Genomic DNA, 17,548 nt, shown 5'->3' with positions numbered 1-17,548 from the left:
CACGCCGTACCGCCTCACGCAGAACAAAGGAGTCAGCACATGGCCATCGCCACCGTCAATCCCGCCACCGGCGAGACCCTGAAGACGTTCGAGCCGCACACGCCCGAACAGCTCGAGGGCGTCCTCGCCGCCGCCGAGGCCGCGTACCGCGCGCTCGGCGCGACCACGTTCGAGCAGCGGAGCGCGTGGATGCACGCCGCCGCGGACCTGCTCGACGCCGAGCTCGACGAGGTCTCCGCCCTCGTGACGACCGAGATGGGCAAGACCATCGGCACCGCGAAGTACGAGGTCGCGAAGTCGGCGCGCGGGATGCGCTGGTACGCCGACCACGCCGCCGAGTACCTCGCTGACGAGCACCCGGTGGCCGCCGGCGACGTGGGGGCCTCCGCGGTCAGCGTCCGCTACCAGCCGATCGGCACCGTGCTCGCGGTCATGCCGTGGAACTACCCGTTCTGGCAGGTCATCCGCTTCGCGGGTCCTGCGCTCATGGCAGGCAACACCGGCGTCCTGAAGCATGCGTCGAGCGTGCCGCAGAGCGCCCTGTACCTCGGGTCGCTGTTCGAGCGCGCCGGGTTCCCGGCGGGCGCCTTCCAGACCGTGCTGGTCGAGGGCGGGGCGGTCGCGCCGCTGATCGACGACCGACGCATCCGCGCGGTCACCCTGACCGGGTCCGTCGGTGCGGGCTCGGCCGTGGCGGAGGCCGCGGGCCGCAACATCAAGAAGTCCGTGCTCGAGCTCGGCGGCACCGATGTGTTCGTCGTGATGCCGAGCGCCGACATCGCCGCGGCCGCGACCGCGGGAGTGAACGCGCGCGTCCAGAATTCGGGACAGAGCTGCATCGCCGCCAAGCGCTACTACGTGCACGCCGATATCTACGAAGCCTTCGAGGAGGCGTTCGTCGCCGGGATGCGCGCGCAGGTCACCGGCGACCCGTTCGACGAGGCCACGTCGTTCGGCCCGCTCGCCACCGAGCAGGTGCGGCGCGACACCCACGAGCTGGTCGCCGACGCGATCGCCAAGGGCGCGACCGTGCTGGCGGGCGGCGAACTGCCGGACGGCCCGGGCTGGTTCTACCCCGCGACGGTGCTGCGCGACGTGACCCCCGAGATGCGGATCTACCGCGAGGAGTGCTTCGGGCCGGTCGCCTGCCTCTACGAGGTCGCCTCGGCCGAGGAGGCGGTGGAACGGAGCAACGACTCCGACTTCGGTCTCAGCTCGAGCGTGTGGACCAACGACGACGTCGAGGCCGACCTGTTCCAGCGGGGCATCGAGGCCGGCGGCGTCTTCGTGAACGGGCTGACGGCCTCCTTCCCGCAGCTGCCGTTCGGCGGCGTGAAGGACTCGGGCTACGGCCGCGAGCTGTCGGCCCTCGGCATCCGCGAGTTCACCAACATCAAGACCGTCTGGCGCGCGTGAGCTCGGCCGGGGCCGTGCCGTCCGCCCGGCCCGTCACGGGTCGCCTGGGACGGCACGGCCTCGTGCTCGCGCTCGCGCACGAGGCGCCCCCGGCCGCACTGATGGTGTGGGCGTGCCTCGCGGGCGGCGCCGCGGCGCTGTGCGGCGCGGCGGTGGCGCTCGCCCTGCTCTCGGTCGCCTACGCCCGGTCGGCGCGACGGTCGGCGTTCGCGCGCGAGCACATCGCCGACCTGTGGGCGATGGTGCTCGTGATGGTCGGAGCGGCGTTCGCGGGAGCGCACGCAGGGGGCACGGGAGCGGCCGGGACCGCGGAGGATGCCGGGGCCGGGGCCGGCGCGGTCGCCGGCGTCGGCGCAACGGCAGGGGGACATCACCATCTGATGACGGCTGCCGCGTCGGCGCCGCTCGCCGCCGCTCTCGTGGCCGCCGCCGTCGCAGGCTGGCTGGTCGTCCGCCTCCTGCTCGCCCGCCGCGCGGTGCGGACGCACACGGTCGTCTCCGCTGTCGTCTGCGGCGGGATGCTGGCGGCGATGGCCGTGATGTGACCGTGTCGCCGTGATCGTCGCGACCCGCGGGGATGCGCATTCCCACGTCTCGCGCGACCCGGTAGGGTAACTCTGTGGTCGAGGCACAGAGCGATGCGGCACCCCGCCGCCCGGTGACGCTCACGGACGTCGCGCGCCGCGCCGGGGTCTCGCAGCCGACCGCCTCCCGGGTGCTCAACGGCAGCACGCGCACCGTCGCCGAGGGCTACCGCGAGCGCGTGCTCGAAGCGGCCCGCGAGCTCGGCTACACCCCGAACCTGGCGGCGCAGGCGATCGCCCGTGGCACCTCCGGCACGATCGCGCTCGTCATCGGCGGCATCTCGGACCCCTACTTCTCGGCGATGGCCGCCGCTCTGATGAAGCAGGCCGAGACGTACGGTCTGCGCGTCTCGATCGCCGTCACCGACCGCCGCGTGGATCGCGAGCTCGAACTCGTGCGCGAGCTGCGCGGGCAGCAGCCGCGGGCGATCGTGCTCGCCGGAACCGGCTACGTCGACCCGCCCAACGGCGACGAGCTCGTCGCCGAGCTGCGCCGCTTCGAGGAGACCGGGGGCAAGGTCGTGCTGATCAGCCGCACCGATCTGCCGTTCGAGACCGTCACCTTCGACACCCATGAGGGTGCGCGGGAGCTGGCCGCCGAGCTCGCGACCCTCGGCTACCGGCGGGCCCTGGTGCTCGGCAGCGGCACCCCCCTGCTGTCGATGCAGCAGCGCGTGGACGGATTCGTCGAGGGCTTCGGCGGCGAGACGACCGTCGCCTACCCGGAGTTCTCGTGGGAGGGGACGCGCGAGTTCGTCCGCTCGCTCCCGGACGATGAGCTCGCGGGCCTCGAGCTGATCTTCGCCATCACCGACGACATGGCGCTCGGCGCGATCGCCGGCCTGCGCGACCGGGGCCGGCGCATCCCGCACGACGTCGCCGTCGCCGGCTTCGACGACATCACGACCCTCCGCGACGTCGTCCCGCCGCTGACCACGGTCCACGTGCCGCTCGACCAGGTCGCGGAGGAGACCGTCCGCCGCGCGCTCGACGCCGACGGGGGAGGGCGCACCGTCCCGGCGCACCCGATCATCCGCGCCTCCACCCCGCCGGTGCGCCGGTAGGTTGGGCCTGTGAGCGAGAACGCCCCGACCCTGTCCGACGTCGCCGCGCACGCCGGCGTCTCGCTGGCGACGGCGTCGCGTGCGCTCAACGGCAGTGCGCGCAAGGTCAATCCCGAGCTGCAGGAGCGTGTGCTCGCCTCCGCCCGCGTGCTCGGCTACAGCGCCAACGTTCAGGCGCAGGCCGTCGCGCGCGGCACGAGCAACGTGGTGGCGCTCGTCGTCGGAGACATCGCCGACCCGTACTTCGCCTCCCTGTCGTCCGGGGTCGTGCGCGTCGCGGACGAGCGCGGACTGATCGTGACCATCACCGCCACCGGAGCGTATGCCGGGCCGGACTCCACGGCCAAGGAGGAGACCGCCCTCGACGCCCTGCGCGGCCAGCGTCCCCGTGCCGTCGTGCTCGCCGGCAGCCGGGTGACCGGCATCGAGACCCGCGTCGGCGCCCGCGATCGCGTCGCCGTCGTCGGCACCGGTGCGCCGGGTCTGCGCACGGTCGACGTCGACAACCACGGCGGCGCCGCCGCGCTCGCGCGCGAGCTTCTGGCGCTCGGCTACGCGGACTTCGCCGTGCTCGCCGGGCCGGGTGAACTCGTGACGGTGCGCGACCGCGTCGACGGCTTCCGCTCGGTCGTGCCCTCCGCCCGGGTGGTGCACTCCGAGTTCACGCGGGCGGGAGGCCACCGCGCGATGGCGGGACTGATCGCGTCCGGAGACCGCCCCGAGTGCGTCTTCGCCGTGAGCGACGTGATGGCGATCGGCGCGATGGCGGCGCTGCGGGAGGCCGGCATCGCCCCGGGCGCGGAGGTCGCCGTCGCCGGCTTCGACGACATCCCCCTCGTGGCCGATGTCACGCCGGCCCTCACCTCGGTGGCACTGCCGCTCGCCGACATCGGCGCGCGCGCCCTCGAGCTGGCCCTGGCCGACGACCCGCTCCCGGCCGTGCCCGTCGCGGCCGAGGTGCGGCTGAGGGCCTCCACCCCGCGCCGCTGATCCTGTCGTCACGACACGCCGTCTCGCGGCCCGCGCACCCGATCCAGCTGTCACGACACGCCGCGCGGGCATGTGCGTCCGCGGCGTGTTGCGACACCTGGATCCGCGGGCTGGAGAGCTGCGGGGACGCAAAACGTCGTTCCGGTCGTACCGGAACGACGTTTCGCGATCCCTGGGCATCCGGTGCACTCCGTGCGACGCTGTGCACCCCTGCACCATTCCGTACGACCGTGCGCCGATGCCGCAGGACCTCTGCCCCCGCGGCGGCACTGCGTTCGCGCCTACAACTTCACCCCGCCCGAGATCAGGTCGATCTTCCAGTACCGCTGCAGCGACAGGAAGAGGATGGCCAGGGGCACGATCGACACCAGTACGCCCGCGATGACGATGGAGTACTGCGCCGCCTGTCCTCCCGTGATGATCATCAGCCCGTAGAGGCCGAGCGTCAGCGGGTACAGCTGGTCGTTGTTCAGCATGACGAACGGCAGGAGGAAGTTGTTCCAGATGCCGATGAACTGCAGGAGGAACACGGTGACGAGGGCGGGCATCATCAGGCGCGAGCCGACCGACCAGAAGATGCGCCACTCGCTGCCGCCGTCGATGCGGGCCGCCTCCATGATCTCGTCGGGCACCGAGGCCTCGGCGTAGATCTTGCAGAGGTAGATCGCGAACGGCGACACCAGCTGGGGCAGGATGACCGACGCGTAGTTGTTGGTCATCCCGAACTTGGCCATCAGCAGGAACTGCGGGATGGCGAGCATGATCTGCGGCAGCAGCACGGCGGCGACGATGAGGCGGAAGATCCACTTCGATCCGGTGAAGCGGTACTTGCCGAGCGCGTAGCCGGCGGCGCCGGCGACGACGGTCGAGAGGATCCCGCCGCCGATCGCGTAGACGACCGAGTTGAGGGCCCAGCGGCCGAAGATGCCATTGTTGTAGGTGAAGAGGGCCTCCATGTTCGTCCAGAAGCCGCCGGTGAAGGAGGGGACGAACGGCGGGGTGGAGAACAGCTCGTCGTTGGTCTTGGTGGCGGCGATCACGATCCAAAGCACCGGGAGCACGCAGTAGAGCGCGCCGACGATCAGGATGAGCGTGGGGACGATACGCAGGCCCGAGCGGGTGCGCAGCGGAGCCTTGCCGGCGCGCGGGGCCGTGGCCCGGTCGGCGGTCAGGGTGGTCATCGGGTCTCCCTCCGGGCGATACGCCGGCCGATCACGTTGACGAGCACCGTGGCGGCGACCGTCATGAGGATGAGGATGAACGAGGTCGCGGCGCCCTCGTAGATGCTGTTGTTGACGAAGGCGTCGGTGTAGACCCGCATCAGCGGCACCCAGGTCGACGAGATCGCGTTGGCGAGGGGCTTGAGGGTGGTCGGCTCGTTGAACAGCTGCAGCGCGCCGATCACGGAGAAGAGCGCGACCATCGTGATGGCCGGGGCGATCAGCGGCAGCTTGATGCGCAGGGCGATCTGCAGCTCGGACGCACCGTCGAGCTCCGCCGCCTCGAAGAGGTCCTTCGGGAGGCTGCGGACCGCCGTGTAGAGGATCACCATGTTGAAGCCGACGACGCCCCAGACGGCGACGTTGGCCACCGAGAAGAAGATGCCGGTGCTGCCGAAGTAGTCGATGACACGGCCGCCGATGGGGCTGGTGGCCGGCAGGTACATGAAGCCCCAGAGCAGGGAGGCGACCACGCCGGGCACGGCGTACGGGAGGAAGATCGCGAGGCGCGTGATGCCGACGAGGCGGGCGCGCTTGGCGTCGAGGCAGAGCGCGAAGACGGTCGCGAGCACGATGGTGAGCGGAACCCCGATCAGGGCGACGATCAGCATCCGGCCGAGGCTCGCCCAGAACTCGGGGTCCACGAGGGTGCTGATGTAGTTGGCGAACCCGGCGAACACCTCGGTCGGGGCGCCGCCGCCGAGCAGGCCGCCGCCGACCTTGAGCTGCAGGAAGCTGAGGATGACCGCGTAGATGCCGGGCGCCACCGTGAAGAGCAGCAGCAGGACGACCGCCGGGGTGACCAGCAGCACGGGCAGGAGGGTGGGGCCGCGGCGACGGCGACGGGAGCCCGTGGGTGCGGGGGAGGCGCGGCGGCCGGTGCGCGCCGGCGCCGGCGGTGCGGTGCTGTCTCCGATGACGGCCATGTGCTGATTCTCCTCGGACGGGGATGGAGCGGATGGTGCGGGCGGTGCGGGTGGTGCCGGGCGGGGACGACGGGATGATCGCGTCGGCCCCGCCCGGGGCGGATCCGGGAGGTCAGCCGGCGACCTTGAACCCGATCTTCTTCATGTCGGTCACGGTGTCCGACTGCATCGTGTCGAGCGCGGCCGACAGCGCGGTCTTGTTCTGCAGGGCTGCCGCGAACGCGTTCGAGTACGAGTCGAAAGTGACGTTCGCGTTCGGACCCCAGATGTCGAAGGTCCGCACCCCCTTGGCGACGGTCGCCATCAGGGTGTTGTAGTCGGGCTGGTTCGACATGAACGGCGGCGGGGTCTGCAGCTCGGGCGCCGACTGGTTCGAGAGGCTCGCGGGGAAGACCTGCACGTTCTTGATCAGGGACGCGACGCCCTCCTTGGAGGAGTTCATCCACTTGACGAACTTCGCGGCCTCGGCGGGGTGCTTCGAGTTGGCCGTGACCGCCTCGGTCTCGCCGCCCCAGATGCCGACGGTGGTGTCACCGGCGGTCCACGCGGGGAGCGCGACGGCCTCCCACTTGCCCGCGGTGTCCTTCGCGATCGACGGGAGCTGGTTGGGCGCCCACTGCGCGCCGACCCAGCCGACGAGGGTGCCGTTGTTCATGTCCGTGTTCCACTGGGCCGACCAGTTCGGCTCGGGGCTGACGACGCCCTGATCGACGAGGCCGCTCCAGTAGTCGGCGACCTTCTTGCTGGCCGCGTCGTTGATGTTCACGCTCCAGGTGTCACCCGACGCGCTCCACCAGTTGGCGCCCGCCTGCTGCGCGAGCCCGGCGAACCAGCCCGGGTCGGCCGCGGTGAAGTTGCCGATGAACTTGGAGGGGTCGGCCGCGTGGATCTTGGCGGCATCGGCCGCGTACTCGTCCCACGTCTTCGGCGGGGTGAGACCCAGGGAGTCCCAGATGTCCTTGCGGTAGAAGAACACCATCGGGCAGACGTTCTGCGGGACGCCGTAGGTCTTGCCCTCGAACTGCACCTGGGCGAGCGTCGACTTGGAGAAGTCGCTGGAGAGGTCGCCCACGTACTCGTCGATCGGGATGACGACCTTGTTGGCGATGAGTGCGGGCAGCGCCTGGTACTCCACCTCGGTGACGTCCGGGTTGGTGCCGGCCTTGTTGTTGGTGATGAGCTTGTTGTAGAGCGTGTAGCCCGTGCCGGACGGCTTGGTCAGCTTGACCTGGATGTCCGGGTTGGCCTTGTTCCACTCGTCGACGACGGCCTGCATCCCGCCGTCCCAGTTGACATAGGACAGGGTGACCTTGCCGCCCGACGTCGAGCTTCCGCTCGGCGAGCTGGAGCAGCCGGTCAGGACCGCGGTGGTCGCGGCGGCGACGCCGACGATCGCGCCGATGGTCCTCAGCGTTGACTTCCTCACTGTGTGCATCTCCTTCGATGGTTTTCGTGGTGCGGGTGGTCTGTGTCGAGCGGTGGGGCTGTGTCGAGCAGGTGGTCCGTGCCGTGCGGTTCAGCCCTCGGCCCATGCGGGGTACCGCACGGGGGAGGTCTGGAGGCCGATCCACTGCCGGCGGGTGAAGCCGGCGAGCTGTCCCTCGCCGCCGTGGCGGGCGTACCCGTCGTTCACGTGCACCTCGTTGCTCTGCACCCGCTCCGCGAAAGCGAGCCCGCGCATCGGGTCGCCGGTGAAGACGGAGTTCATGAGCGTGCGGTGCCGGTTGACGAGGGCGAGCGCCTCCGCCTCGGAATCGACGACGGTGATGGGCATCACCGGGCCGAAGATCTCCTCCGTGAAGACCGGCATGTCGGGGGTGACGCCGGTGAGCACGGTGGGTGCGTAGAAGAGGCCGTCGTGGGTCCCTCCCGTCGCGACGGTCGCGCCGGCTGTGACCGAGGGGGCCACGAGGCCGTCGGCGAAGCGGCGCAGCTGCGTCTCGCTGATGATCGGGCCGAGGTCGACCTCCGCGCGCAGCGGGTCGCCGACGCGGAGGGCGCGCACGCGCTCCACGACGGCCTCCGTGAACGCGTCGGCGACCTCCCGCTGCACGATGTGCCGTCCGGCGCTGATGCAGGTCTGGCCCTGGTACCAGAGCGCGGACCACACGGCGCAGCTGGCCGCCTGGTCGATGTCGGCGTCGTCGAGGACGACGAACGCGTTGTCGCCGCCGAGTTCCGTGGCGACCGGGGTGAAGGTGCGCGCGGCGAAGTTCGCGATCTGGTGGCCGACTTCGAACGAGCCGGTGAAGTGGATGAGGTTCAGGCCCGGGTGCTCGCTCAGCGTGCGTCCGGTGGTCGGCCCGTCGCCGGGGACGACCGCGAAGACGCCGGCGGGGACGCCCGCCGCGAGCGCGGCTTCGGCCAGGATCTGGCCTCCCGCGACCGGTGTGAGCTCGGCCGGCTTGAGCACGACGGCGTTGCCGTAGGCGAGCCCCGGCGCGAGGGCGCGCATCGCGAGGCTCATCGGGTAGTTCCAGGGGACGATCAGCCCGATGACGCCGAGCGGCACGGCCCGGGACATCGAGAGCTTGCCCTGCTTGTACGGCGGGAGGATGCTGCCGGCGTTCTCGGTCAGCTGCGTCGCGGAGTTGTTCAGCTGGGTGATCGACTGGCCGAGCTCCTCCTCCGCCTTCTCGAGCGTTCCGCCGGTCTCGCGGATGATCAGGGTGAGCAGCTCGTCGCGGCGACGCTCGAGCTCCTCGGCGAAGCGGCGGATGATCGCCGACCGCGTGTTGGCGTCCACCTCGCCCCAGCCGGGCTGGGCGCGGCGGGCCGCCTCGACGGCGCGGTCGACCTGGGCGGCGGATGCGTTGCCGTACGTGGCGAACGGGATGCCGGCCGCCTTGTCGAGAACGGGCAGGCCGTCGCCGGCCTCCGGCCGCTCGAAGCGGCCGTCGATGAACACCTGGACGTCGTAGTCGCGCAGCTCGCGCATGGGGCGTGCCTCCTGGGCGGGGGAAGGGGACGGGGTGGGTACGGTGACAGTCTCAGGCAACGGCGATCAGAGCTTCCTTCGTGACGGGATGTTCGGCGGGCTCGCCCGCGGCGAACCGTTCGACCTCGTGCAGGGCGCATTCGCCGAGCCGGCGCAGCTCGGTGCCGAGCGCTCCCGCGACGTGCGGGGTCAGGACGACTCCGGGAAGCGAGCGCAGCGGGTGGTCGGCGGGCAGCGGCTCCGGGTCGGTGACGTCGAGCACGGCGCGCAGGCCGCGGTCGCGCACGGCGTCGGTCAGGGCCTCCTGATCGACGATCGGCGCCCGGGCCGTGTTGATGAGGGTCGCGCCGTCGGGCAGCAGGCCGAGCTGGGCGGCGCCGATCATCCCGATCGTGTCGGGAAGCAGGGGGGCGTGGACGCTGACGATGCTCGATCGCGCGAACAGCTCGTCGAGCCCGACCGTGCGGGCCTGGCCCAGCACCGGGTCGCCGGCGGCGAGATAGGGGTCGTAGAGCAGCACGTCGATGTCGAACGGCTGGAGCAACTCGATCACCCGGCGGCCAACGCGGGAGGCGCCGACGATGCCGACCGTGCGCCCGAAGTTGCCGATCGCCGGGTCGGGCTCCTGCGCGTACGAGTCCGGGTCGGCGGCGTAGCCGCGGATGTAGTCGGGGACGCGCTTGCCCGCCAGCAGGATCATCGCGAGGGTGTACTCGGCGACCGGGTACGCGTTCGCGCTCGCTGCGCTCGTGACGAGCAGCCCGCGCTCCCAGACGGCGTCGTCGATGTGGCCCTTCACGGTGCCCGCTGCGTGGACGACGGCCCGCAGTCGCGGCATGCGGTCGAGCTCGGCGGCTCCGATGCGGGGGGCTCCCCACCCGGTGATGAGCACCTCCACCGCGTCGAGGAGTTCGGCCGGGGCCTCGGCGAAGTCGGTGATCGCGAGCCTCGGATCGAGATCGGCGACGCGGGTGAGCGCGGCCAGGTCGTCGGCGCCGAACAGCAGCTCGGGCAGGTCCGGCCGCATGGCGAATGCGGCGACGGGCGTGCGTCGTGCTGTCATCGTCGACTCCTCGGGTGGGGCGGATTGCGCATTCCCAGAATGCGCATTCCCGAGTATGCGTCCCTCCATCCCCGTTCGTCAAGAAGAATTTCCGGGGCGGCTGTCGAGCCGGTGTGTGCCGCCCCGGACGCCCGGCTCGCCCCGGGCGCGCCGTCGGCGCGCCGCCCGGCACGCTGACGGGCACGCCGCCTGCCTCCTGTCGGCCGCCCGCCTGTCATCTGTTGGTCAAGACACGCCGCGTGAACAGGCCCGCATGCGGCGTGTCGTGACCATTCGTTCGCTGGGGTGTGGATTCGCGCGGCATGTCGTGACCACTCGTTTGTGGGCGCCACCCCCGGCGCAAGGCTGCGCGGCATGTCGTGACCACTCGTTGCGGGCGCGGGCTGCGACGCCGCAGGGTCAAGCGGCATGTCGCGACCACTGGTACACGACCAGCTGGCGGAGGCGGTACCGCTCAGTCCGTCAGCCAGCGCACGGCGCGCTCGAGGATCTGCCGGTGGGTCGGCGCATCGTAGGACGCGGCATCGTGGCCGAGCGCGTCGTAGAAGACCTTCGCCTGCGCCGGGCCGTACCGCCGTGTCCACATGAGGGGATGCTCACGCCCGTCGTGCGCATGCGAGGCCAGGGCGACCACGGCCGGGTCGACGCGGAGGTCCGTGTAGCGCTCGTCCGTCACGGCGAAGTCGTCCAGCCCCGCGACGATCGCGTCACGCTCCGGGTGCACCAGGATCGTCGCCGGCCCGTAGTCCGGGTGGAAGGTCGTGTCGCGCACCCACACCCCGCCCAGGACGGCCTCCCACTCCGGGATGCCGCGCAGCGACGTGGAGGTGACGTGCGAGACGAGCAGCGGGCGCCCGCGCGCAAGATGGGCCAGCAGCCCGGCGCGGCCGCGCGCTTCGGCCTCGGGGTCGGGCGTGCCGGTGTGGGCGGGGTCGCCGAAGTTGAGCACCAGCAGGTCCGGGTCGTCGTCGGTCAGCGCGGCCATGCGCGCGTCGACGTCCTCGGAGACCTCCACGTCGAGACCCTGCCCGTGCAGGAGGGCCGCCAGCCGGCTGGAGGTCTCGGGGAACGGGTGCCACGGGTCGGCGTACCGCCCCGCGCCGCTCAGGATCAGTGCTCGCATGGGTGTCCTCTCGTCGTTCACGCTACGGCATGGTAAGCGCTCTCCGCTCGGCGCCGCCAGCGCCGAGCGGCCGCAGCCCTGCCTCCGTGGTCGCGCCCGCATCCTCCGAGACGCCGAGGTTCACGACGTGGCGGTGTGCGGGGGCGCCATTACCGCCACGACGTGAACCTCGGCCGGGTGCTGGTCGTTGACAGCGGGGAAATCGAGCGGGTAGCGTAGTGGTAAGCGCTTTCCTGCGTGTGAGAACGCCCGTTCCGCACCACGACAGCGCGACATCGCACGCAGAGCACAAAGGAGTACACGTGTCGTCGATCGGCATCATCATGAACGGCGTCTCCGGGCGCATGGGCTACCGCCAGCACCTGGTGCGGTCGATCCTCGCGATCCGCGAGCAGGGCGGCGTGCTGCTCTCCGACGGCAGCCGCGTGCAGGTCGAGCCGATCCTGGTCGGCCGCAGCGAGCAGAAGCTCGCCGAGCTCGCCGAGCGTCACGGCATCGAGCACTACACGACCGACCTCGACGCCGCCCTCGCCGACGACCGCTGGCAGATCTACGCGGACTTCCTCGTCACCAAGGCGCGCAGCACGGCGATCCGCAAGGCGATCGCGGCCGGCAAGGCGATCTACACCGAGAAGCCCACCGCCGAGTCGTTCGAGGAGGCGCTGGAGCTCGCCCGCCTGGCCGAGGAGGCCGGCATCAAGAACGGCGTCGTGCACGACAAGCTCTACCTGCCCGGGATGCGCAAGCTCAAGCGGCTCATCGACTCCGGATTCTTCGGCCGCATCCTCTCGGTGCGCGGGGAGTTCGGCTACTGGGTGTTCGAGGGCGACTGGCAGGCCGCCCAGCGCCCCAGCTGGAACTACCGCGCGGAGGACGGCGGCGGGATTGTCGTCGACATGTTCCCGCACTGGAGCTATGTGCTCGAGAACCTCTTCGGCCGGGTCGAGTCCGTGTACGCGCACGCCGTCACCGAGATCCCCGAGCGCGTGGACGAGCAGGGTCACCCCTACCCGGCGACCGCGGATGACGCCGCCTACGCGATCTTCCAGCTCGCCGGGGGCGTGACCGCCCAGCTCAACTCCAGCTGGACCACCCGCGTCAACCGCGACGAGCTGGTCGAGTTCCAGGTGGACGGCACCCACGGCAGCGCCGTGGTCGGGCTCTTCGGCTGCAAGATCCAGCCGCGCAACGCGACGCCGAAGCCGGTGTGGAACCCCGACCTCGCCGACGCGCACGACTACGACGGCGACTGGATCGAGTCCCCGGCCAACGAGGTGTTCGAGAACGGCTTCAAGACGCAGTGGGAGGAGTTCCTGCGCCACGTGCTCGAAGACGGGCCGAACGCCTACGACTTCCTCGCCGGGGCGCGCGGAGTGCAGCTCGCGGAGGAGGGGCTGCGCTCCTCGCGCGAGGGTCGCCGCGTCGACCTCGCCGAGGTGCGCCTGCCGGAGATCGCCCGATGACCGACGTCGCCGTGCGCGCCGTCACCCTGCTGAACGCCGACGGCAGCACCTCCACCGCCGACCTGCACGCGCCCGCGGTCACCGAGCGCCCGGCCGCGCCGTTGCGGTCGCGGGTCGCGTACGCGGCCGCCCACGTCATCCCGAAGCCCTGGGCCGACAACGTGCCGGGCGCCCCGGCCGACATCGACTGGGATGCCACCCTCGCGTTCCGCCGTCACGTCTACGGCTGGGGGCTGGGCGTCGCCGACGCGATGGACACGGCGCAGCGCAACATGGGTCTCGATGCCGCCGCCACGCGCGAGCTGATCCGTCGCAGCGCCGCCGAGGCGCGCTCGGTCGGCGGCCGGGTGGTCGCCGGGGTGAACACGGACCACGTCGCCGACGAGCACATCCCTCTCGACGCCGTGATCGATGCCTACGTCGAGCAGCTGCACTTCACCGAGGACGCCGGCGCCGGGGTGGTGCTCATGGCGAGCCGTCATCTCGCGCGGGCAGCGGAATCGCCGGCCGACTACGAGCGTGTGTACAGCGCGGTGCTCGCCGCCGCCGGTGCTCCCGTCGTCCTGCACTGGCTGGGGGAGGCGTTCGATCCGGCGCTCGCGGGCTACTTCGGCGATGCGGACACAGTGCTGCGCATCATGGAGGCCGCCGGCGACACGGTCTCCGGCATCAAGATGAGCCTGCTCGACGCCGACGCCGAGATCGCGCTGCGCTCGCGGCTCCCCCGGGGCGTGCGCATGTTCACCGGTGACGACTTCAACTACGTCGGTCTGATCGAAGGCGCGGACGGAGTGCACTCGGATGCGCTGCTCGGCGCGTTCGCGGCCCTCGCTCCCAGCGCCTCCGCGGCCATCCAGGCGCTCGATGCGGACGACCTCGAGCGCTACCGGGCGATCCTCGGGCCGACGGAGGCGCTCTCCCGGCAGATCTTCTCGGCGCCCACGTATTACTACAAGACGGGCGTGGCCTTCCTCTCCTGGCTGAACGGACACCAGGACGCCTTCGCGATGGTCGGCGGTCTGCACGCCGCGCGCAGCCTCCCGCACCTCTCTCAGATCGTCCGCCTCGCCGGGGCATGCGGGGCGCTGGAGAAGCCCGACCTGGCCGCCCAGCGCTGGTCCGACCTGCTGCGTCTGAACGGGGTGGAGGCGTGAACGCCCCGGCTCGGCTGTCGCTCAACCAGGCGACGATCAAGTACGCGAACCTCGCCGACGCCCTGCGCCTGACCGCTGCGGCGGGCATCGAGGCGATCGGCGTCTGGCGCGAGCCGGTCGCCGAGGTCGGGCTCGCGGAGGCGGCACGGATGGTGTCAGACAGCGGGCTGCGCGTGTCGAGCCTCTGCCGCGGCGGCTTCTTCACCCTGCCCGAGGGTCCCGAGCGCCGTGCGGCGATCGACGAGAACCGCCGCGCGATCGAGGAGACGGCGGCGCTCGCCGCGGCCGGCGCTCCCGGTTCGGCCGCGGTTCTCGTGCTCGTCGCCGGCGGGTTGCCCGCGGGCTCGACGGATCTCGTCGGGGCACGCGGCCGCGTCGCCGACGCGCTGGCCGAGTTGGAGCCGGATGCCCGGGCCGCGGGCGTGACGCTCGCCATCGAGCCGCTCCACCCGATGTACGCCGCCGACCGCGCGGTCGTCTCGACGCTCGGTCAGGCGCTCGACCTCGCCGAGTCGTTCGCGCCGGAATCGGTGGGGGTCGTCGTGGACACCTTCCACATCTGGTGGGATCCGCAGGTGCTCGACCAGATCGCCCGCGCCGGCGCCGCCGGGCGTATCGCGAGCTACCAGGTCTGCGACTTCCTCACCCCGATCCCCGCCGACGCGCTGCTCGGACGCGGGATGATGGGCGACGGCCACATCGACTTCGCGAGCCTCACCGAGGCCGTGGCGGCCGCCGGGTACACGGGCGACGTCGAGGTGGAGATCTTCAACGCCGACATCTGGGCCGCCGATCCCGAGGAGGTCGTGGCCCGCACCGTCCGGGCGTTCGAGCGCAGCATCCCGCTGCGGTCTGTGCCAGTGTGAGAGCCGTGACCGCCCGCACCGTCGTCGTCGCCCCGGACTCGTTCAAGGGCTCCGCCTCGGCCGCCGACGTGGCGGAGGCGATCGCCGCCGGCTGGGCGCAGGTGCGGCCGGAGGATGCGGTCGTGCTCGCGCCGACCGCCGACGGCGGCGAGGGGACGCTGGAGGCGTTCGCCGTCGCGGTGCCGGGAGCGCAGCGACGCCCCGTGCGGGTGCTCGGCCCCTCCGGCGACGAGGTGGATGCGTCCTGGCTCGCGCTGCCCGACGGCTCCGCGCTCGTCGAGCTGGCCGAGACCAGCGGGCTGGGGCTGCTGCGCACCCCCGCACCCTTCGACGCGCACACGGTCGGATTCGGTCAGGCGATCGCCGCCGCGCTCGACGCGGGAGCCACCTCCCTGCTCCTCGCGATCGGTGGGAGCGCGTCGACCGATGGCGGTGCCGGAGCGCTGACGGCACTGGGCGCCCGGTTCTCGGACGTCGACGGGCTGCCCGTCACGCCCGGGAATCGCGGACTGGAGGAGCTTGCCCGTGCCGATCTCTCCGGTCTGCGGCCGCTGCCCCCAGGCGGGGTGCGCATCCTGAGCGACGTGACCAACCCGCTGCTCGGCGCGCGTGGTGCTGCCGCCGTGTTCGGACCGCAGAAGGGGGCGTCGCCGGGCGACGTGCCGTTGCTGGATGCCGGACTGGCACGGTTCGCCGACGTGCTGGGGGCGGAGGTCGCGGTCGACGAGCCCGGGACCGGCGCGGCCGGAGGGACCGGGTACGGCCTGCGCGTCTGGGGTGCGACCATGACGCCGGGTGCACCCGCGGTCGCCGAAGCGCTCGGCCTGGCCGCACGGATCGCAGCGGCAGACCTGGTCATCACGGGCGAGGGACGATACGACAGCCAGTCCGCGTCGGGCAAGGCGCCTGAGTACGTGGCCGAGCTGGCGCGCCGGGCTGGAGTTCCGATCCTCCTCGTCGCCGGCGCCATCGCGGCCGAGCCGAGCGGCTTCGCCGACGCCGTCGCGCTCGCCGCCCTCGCGGGCGACTCCGCGGCCGCGATCGCGGACCCGCTGCGCTGGGCCCGCGCCGCAGGCGCCGCCCTCGCGACCCGGGCCGGCTGACCCGACCGCCACCGGTCCCGGTCGACGCAACGGAGGAGATCGGCGTCACGAACGCCCGCATCCCCTCCGCTACCGGACATACCGTTCCTCGGTCGCCCGGATCCCCTCCGTTCGCGACCGGGAAGACTTACCGCGCGGCCGCGTACTGCTCGCGGATGACCGCTCGCGTGTCGACCGCGAGCGGCTCCGCCGACTCGACGGTCCACGCCGGGCGGGCGCCGGTCAGCGCCCAGGCCGCCTGAACGGCCCCGCCGTCCGCGACGTACTCGCCGGGCGCCGGGATGACGACGGGTGCGTCGAACACCTGGGACGCGACCGCGGCGACGGCCGGGTTCTGCGCCGCGCCGCCGATCAGCAGGATGCGCCGCTCGGCCACGCTCACCGCGCGCACGGCGTCGAGGCCGTCGGCGAGACCGCACAGCATCCCCTCGATCGCCGCGCGGGCGAGGTTCGCCGGGGTGGTGGAGGCGAGGGTCAGCCCGTGCAGGCCGGCCTTCGCATCCGGGAGGTTCGGGGTGCGCTCGCCCTCGAGGTACGGGACGAGCACCACGCCGCCGGAGCCCGGCTCTGCCGTCAGGGCCAGGTCGGCGAGCCCGTCGTGGTCGATGCCGAGCAGTCGCGCGATCGCGTCCAGCACACGGGCGGCGTTGAGCGTGGCGATGAGGGGGAGGGAGAGTCCACTCGCGTCGGCGAAGCCGGCGACCGTGCCTGAGGGGTCGGCGACGGGCGCGTCGGTCACCGCGAAGACGGTGCCGCTGGTGCCGATGGAGACGACCACGTCGCCGTCCGCCGCGCCGAGTCCGAGAGCGGCGCCGGCGTTGTCGCCGGCGCCGGGGCCGACCAGGGCGCCCGACGGAGCGCGCCCCGCCGCCTCGCCCGGCCCGAGCACGCGGGGCAGCACGACCGCCCCGGCGATCGCGGCCGACCCGGCCTCCCGCCCCGGCGCACCGAGTGCGCGCTCGAACAGGTCCAGGTCGTACGCGCCGGTGCGCGCGCTCCAGTATGCGGTGCCGCTGGCGTCCGAGCGGTCGGTGGTGAGCGCCTCCAGGTCCGGTCCGAGCGGGCTCTCGCCGGCCGGGCCGTACCCGCGCAGGCGCCAGGTCAGCCAGTCGTGGGGGAGGGCGACGGCGGCGACGCGGGCGGCGTTCGCCGGTTCCGCCTCCCGCAGCCAGCGGAGCTTGGTGGCCGTGAAGGAGGCGACGGGCACCACTCCCACCCGCTCGGCGTACGACTCCGCGCCGACCTCGTCGATCAGGTCCCGGGCAGCCTGCGCCGACCGGGTGTCGTTCCAGAGAAGGGCGTCGCGGATGACGCGTCCGTCGGCGTCGAGCACGACCATCCCGTGCTGCTGGCCGGCGATGGAGATCGCGGCCACGTCATCGAGACCGCCGGCGGCGGACAGCGCCGCCTGTAGGGCGTTCCACCACGCGGAGGGCGCGACCTCGGTGCCGTCGGGATGCGCGGCCCGGCCGCTGCGCACGAGGGCGCCGGTCTCCAGGTCGCGTACGACCACCTTGCAGCTCTGCGTCGAGGAGTCGACGCCGGCGACGAGTGTCACGTCACTGTGTCCTAACGATCGATCGAGGTGCACGTCGTGGTCGTCATCCGGGAGGGGATGAGCGCCACGACGTGCACCTC

General features: G+C 72.2%; 15 protein-coding genes. 8 read left to right on the top strand and 7 right to left on the bottom strand.

The features are described 5' to 3' along the window. The first annotated feature begins 39 nt into the window (after positions 1 to 39). From aldh to ACFVU2_RS00565, 4 genes are all read left to right on the top strand, one after another. Complete coding sequence (gene aldh / locus ACFVU2_RS00580) at positions 40 to 1,416, top strand: aldehyde dehydrogenase AldH (RefSeq protein WP_387869823.1); 1,377 nt, start codon at positions 40 to 42, stop codon at positions 1,414 to 1,416. Beyond that, positions 1,413 to 1,961 carry a hypothetical protein gene (locus ACFVU2_RS00575; RefSeq protein WP_387869821.1) on the top strand — a complete coding sequence of 183 codons (549 nt, stop codon included), beginning with the start codon at positions 1,413 to 1,415 and terminating at the stop codon, positions 1,959 to 1,961. The genes aldh and ACFVU2_RS00575 overlap by 4 nt, the downstream gene beginning before the upstream one ends. 74 nt (positions 1,962 to 2,035) lie before the next feature. After that, positions 2,036 to 3,064: a LacI family DNA-binding transcriptional regulator gene (locus tag ACFVU2_RS00570; protein ID WP_387869819.1), complete on the top strand. Its 1,029-nt coding sequence runs from the start codon at positions 2,036 to 2,038 to the stop codon at positions 3,062 to 3,064. A 9-nt stretch (positions 3,065 to 3,073) separates the two neighbouring features. Continuing rightward, entirely contained in the window at positions 3,074 to 4,054 is a 981-nt protein-coding gene (locus ACFVU2_RS00565; RefSeq protein ID WP_387869817.1) for a LacI family DNA-binding transcriptional regulator, read from the top strand. 281 nt (positions 4,055 to 4,335) lie between these two features. On the opposite strand, the gene ACFVU2_RS00560 is transcribed toward ACFVU2_RS00565, so the two are convergent. The 6 genes from ACFVU2_RS00560 to ACFVU2_RS00535 form a co-directional block, all read right to left on the bottom strand. Then, the gene (locus ACFVU2_RS00560) at positions 4,336 to 5,235 is read right to left on the bottom strand and encodes a carbohydrate ABC transporter permease (RefSeq protein ID WP_387869815.1); all 900 of its coding nucleotides are present in this window, start codon (positions 5,233 to 5,235) and stop codon (positions 4,336 to 4,338) included. Beyond that, the gene (locus tag ACFVU2_RS00555) at positions 5,232 to 6,200 is read right to left on the bottom strand and encodes a carbohydrate ABC transporter permease (RefSeq protein ID WP_387869813.1); all 969 of its coding nucleotides are present in this window, start codon (positions 6,198 to 6,200) and stop codon (positions 5,232 to 5,234) included. The genes ACFVU2_RS00560 and ACFVU2_RS00555 overlap by 4 nt, the downstream gene beginning before the upstream one ends. Positions 6,201 to 6,312: 112 nt before the next feature. After that, complete coding sequence (locus ACFVU2_RS00550) at positions 6,313 to 7,626, bottom strand: ABC transporter substrate-binding protein (RefSeq protein WP_387869811.1); 1,314 nt, start codon at positions 7,624 to 7,626, stop codon at positions 6,313 to 6,315. A 90-nt stretch (positions 7,627 to 7,716) separates the two neighbouring features. Beyond that, entirely contained in the window at positions 7,717 to 9,138 is a 1,422-nt protein-coding gene (locus ACFVU2_RS00545; RefSeq protein ID WP_387869809.1) for an aldehyde dehydrogenase family protein, read from the bottom strand. A 52-nt stretch (positions 9,139 to 9,190) separates the two neighbouring features. Further along, positions 9,191 to 10,201, bottom strand: coding sequence for a hydroxyacid dehydrogenase (locus ACFVU2_RS00540; protein WP_387869807.1), 1,011 nt, complete (start codon positions 10,199 to 10,201; stop codon positions 9,191 to 9,193). Positions 10,202 to 10,655: 454 nt separating this feature from the next. Next, a complete protein-coding gene (locus tag ACFVU2_RS00535; protein ID WP_387869805.1) occupies positions 10,656 to 11,324 on the bottom strand; it encodes a ThuA domain-containing protein in 669 nt (222 codons plus the stop codon). A 302-nt stretch (positions 11,325 to 11,626) separates the two neighbouring features. Here ACFVU2_RS00535 and ACFVU2_RS00530 point away from each other — a divergent pair, with 302 nt between their 5' ends. The 4 genes from ACFVU2_RS00530 to ACFVU2_RS00515 are packed head-to-tail and all read left to right on the top strand — an operon-like array spanning position 11,627 to position 15,910. Further along, positions 11,627 to 12,787 (top strand): Gfo/Idh/MocA family protein, encoded by a 1,161-nt coding sequence (locus ACFVU2_RS00530; protein WP_387869803.1) that lies wholly within the window; start codon positions 11,627 to 11,629, stop codon positions 12,785 to 12,787. Further along, positions 12,784 to 13,941 carry a DUF993 family protein gene (locus ACFVU2_RS00525; protein WP_387869802.1) on the top strand — a complete coding sequence of 386 codons (1,158 nt, stop codon included), beginning with the start codon at positions 12,784 to 12,786 and terminating at the stop codon, positions 13,939 to 13,941. The genes ACFVU2_RS00530 and ACFVU2_RS00525 overlap by 4 nt, the downstream gene beginning before the upstream one ends. Continuing rightward, positions 13,938 to 14,807 (top strand): sugar phosphate isomerase/epimerase family protein, encoded by an 870-nt coding sequence (locus tag ACFVU2_RS00520; RefSeq protein ID WP_387869800.1) that lies wholly within the window; start codon positions 13,938 to 13,940, stop codon positions 14,805 to 14,807. Before ACFVU2_RS00525 ends, ACFVU2_RS00520 begins: the two co-directional genes overlap by 4 nt. Positions 14,808 to 14,812: 5 nt before the next feature. Beyond that, positions 14,813 to 15,910, top strand: coding sequence for a glycerate kinase (locus tag ACFVU2_RS00515; protein WP_387869798.1), 1,098 nt, complete (start codon positions 14,813 to 14,815; stop codon positions 15,908 to 15,910). 127 nt (positions 15,911 to 16,037) lie between these two features. Here the strand turns inward: ACFVU2_RS00515 and ACFVU2_RS00510 are convergent, their stop codons facing one another. After that, positions 16,038 to 17,468: a xylulokinase gene (locus ACFVU2_RS00510; protein ID WP_387869797.1), complete on the bottom strand. Its 1,431-nt coding sequence runs from the start codon at positions 17,466 to 17,468 to the stop codon at positions 16,038 to 16,040. Between the last annotated feature and the right edge of the window lie 80 nt (positions 17,469 to 17,548).

This window comes from Leifsonia sp. NPDC058194, from assembly GCF_042883605.1.
In the GTDB taxonomy this organism is placed as follows: domain Bacteria; phylum Actinomycetota; class Actinomycetes; order Actinomycetales; family Microbacteriaceae; genus Leifsonia.
Note: the sequence above shows the minus strand (reverse complement) of the source record. Positions and strands in the feature narration are given on the sequence as shown.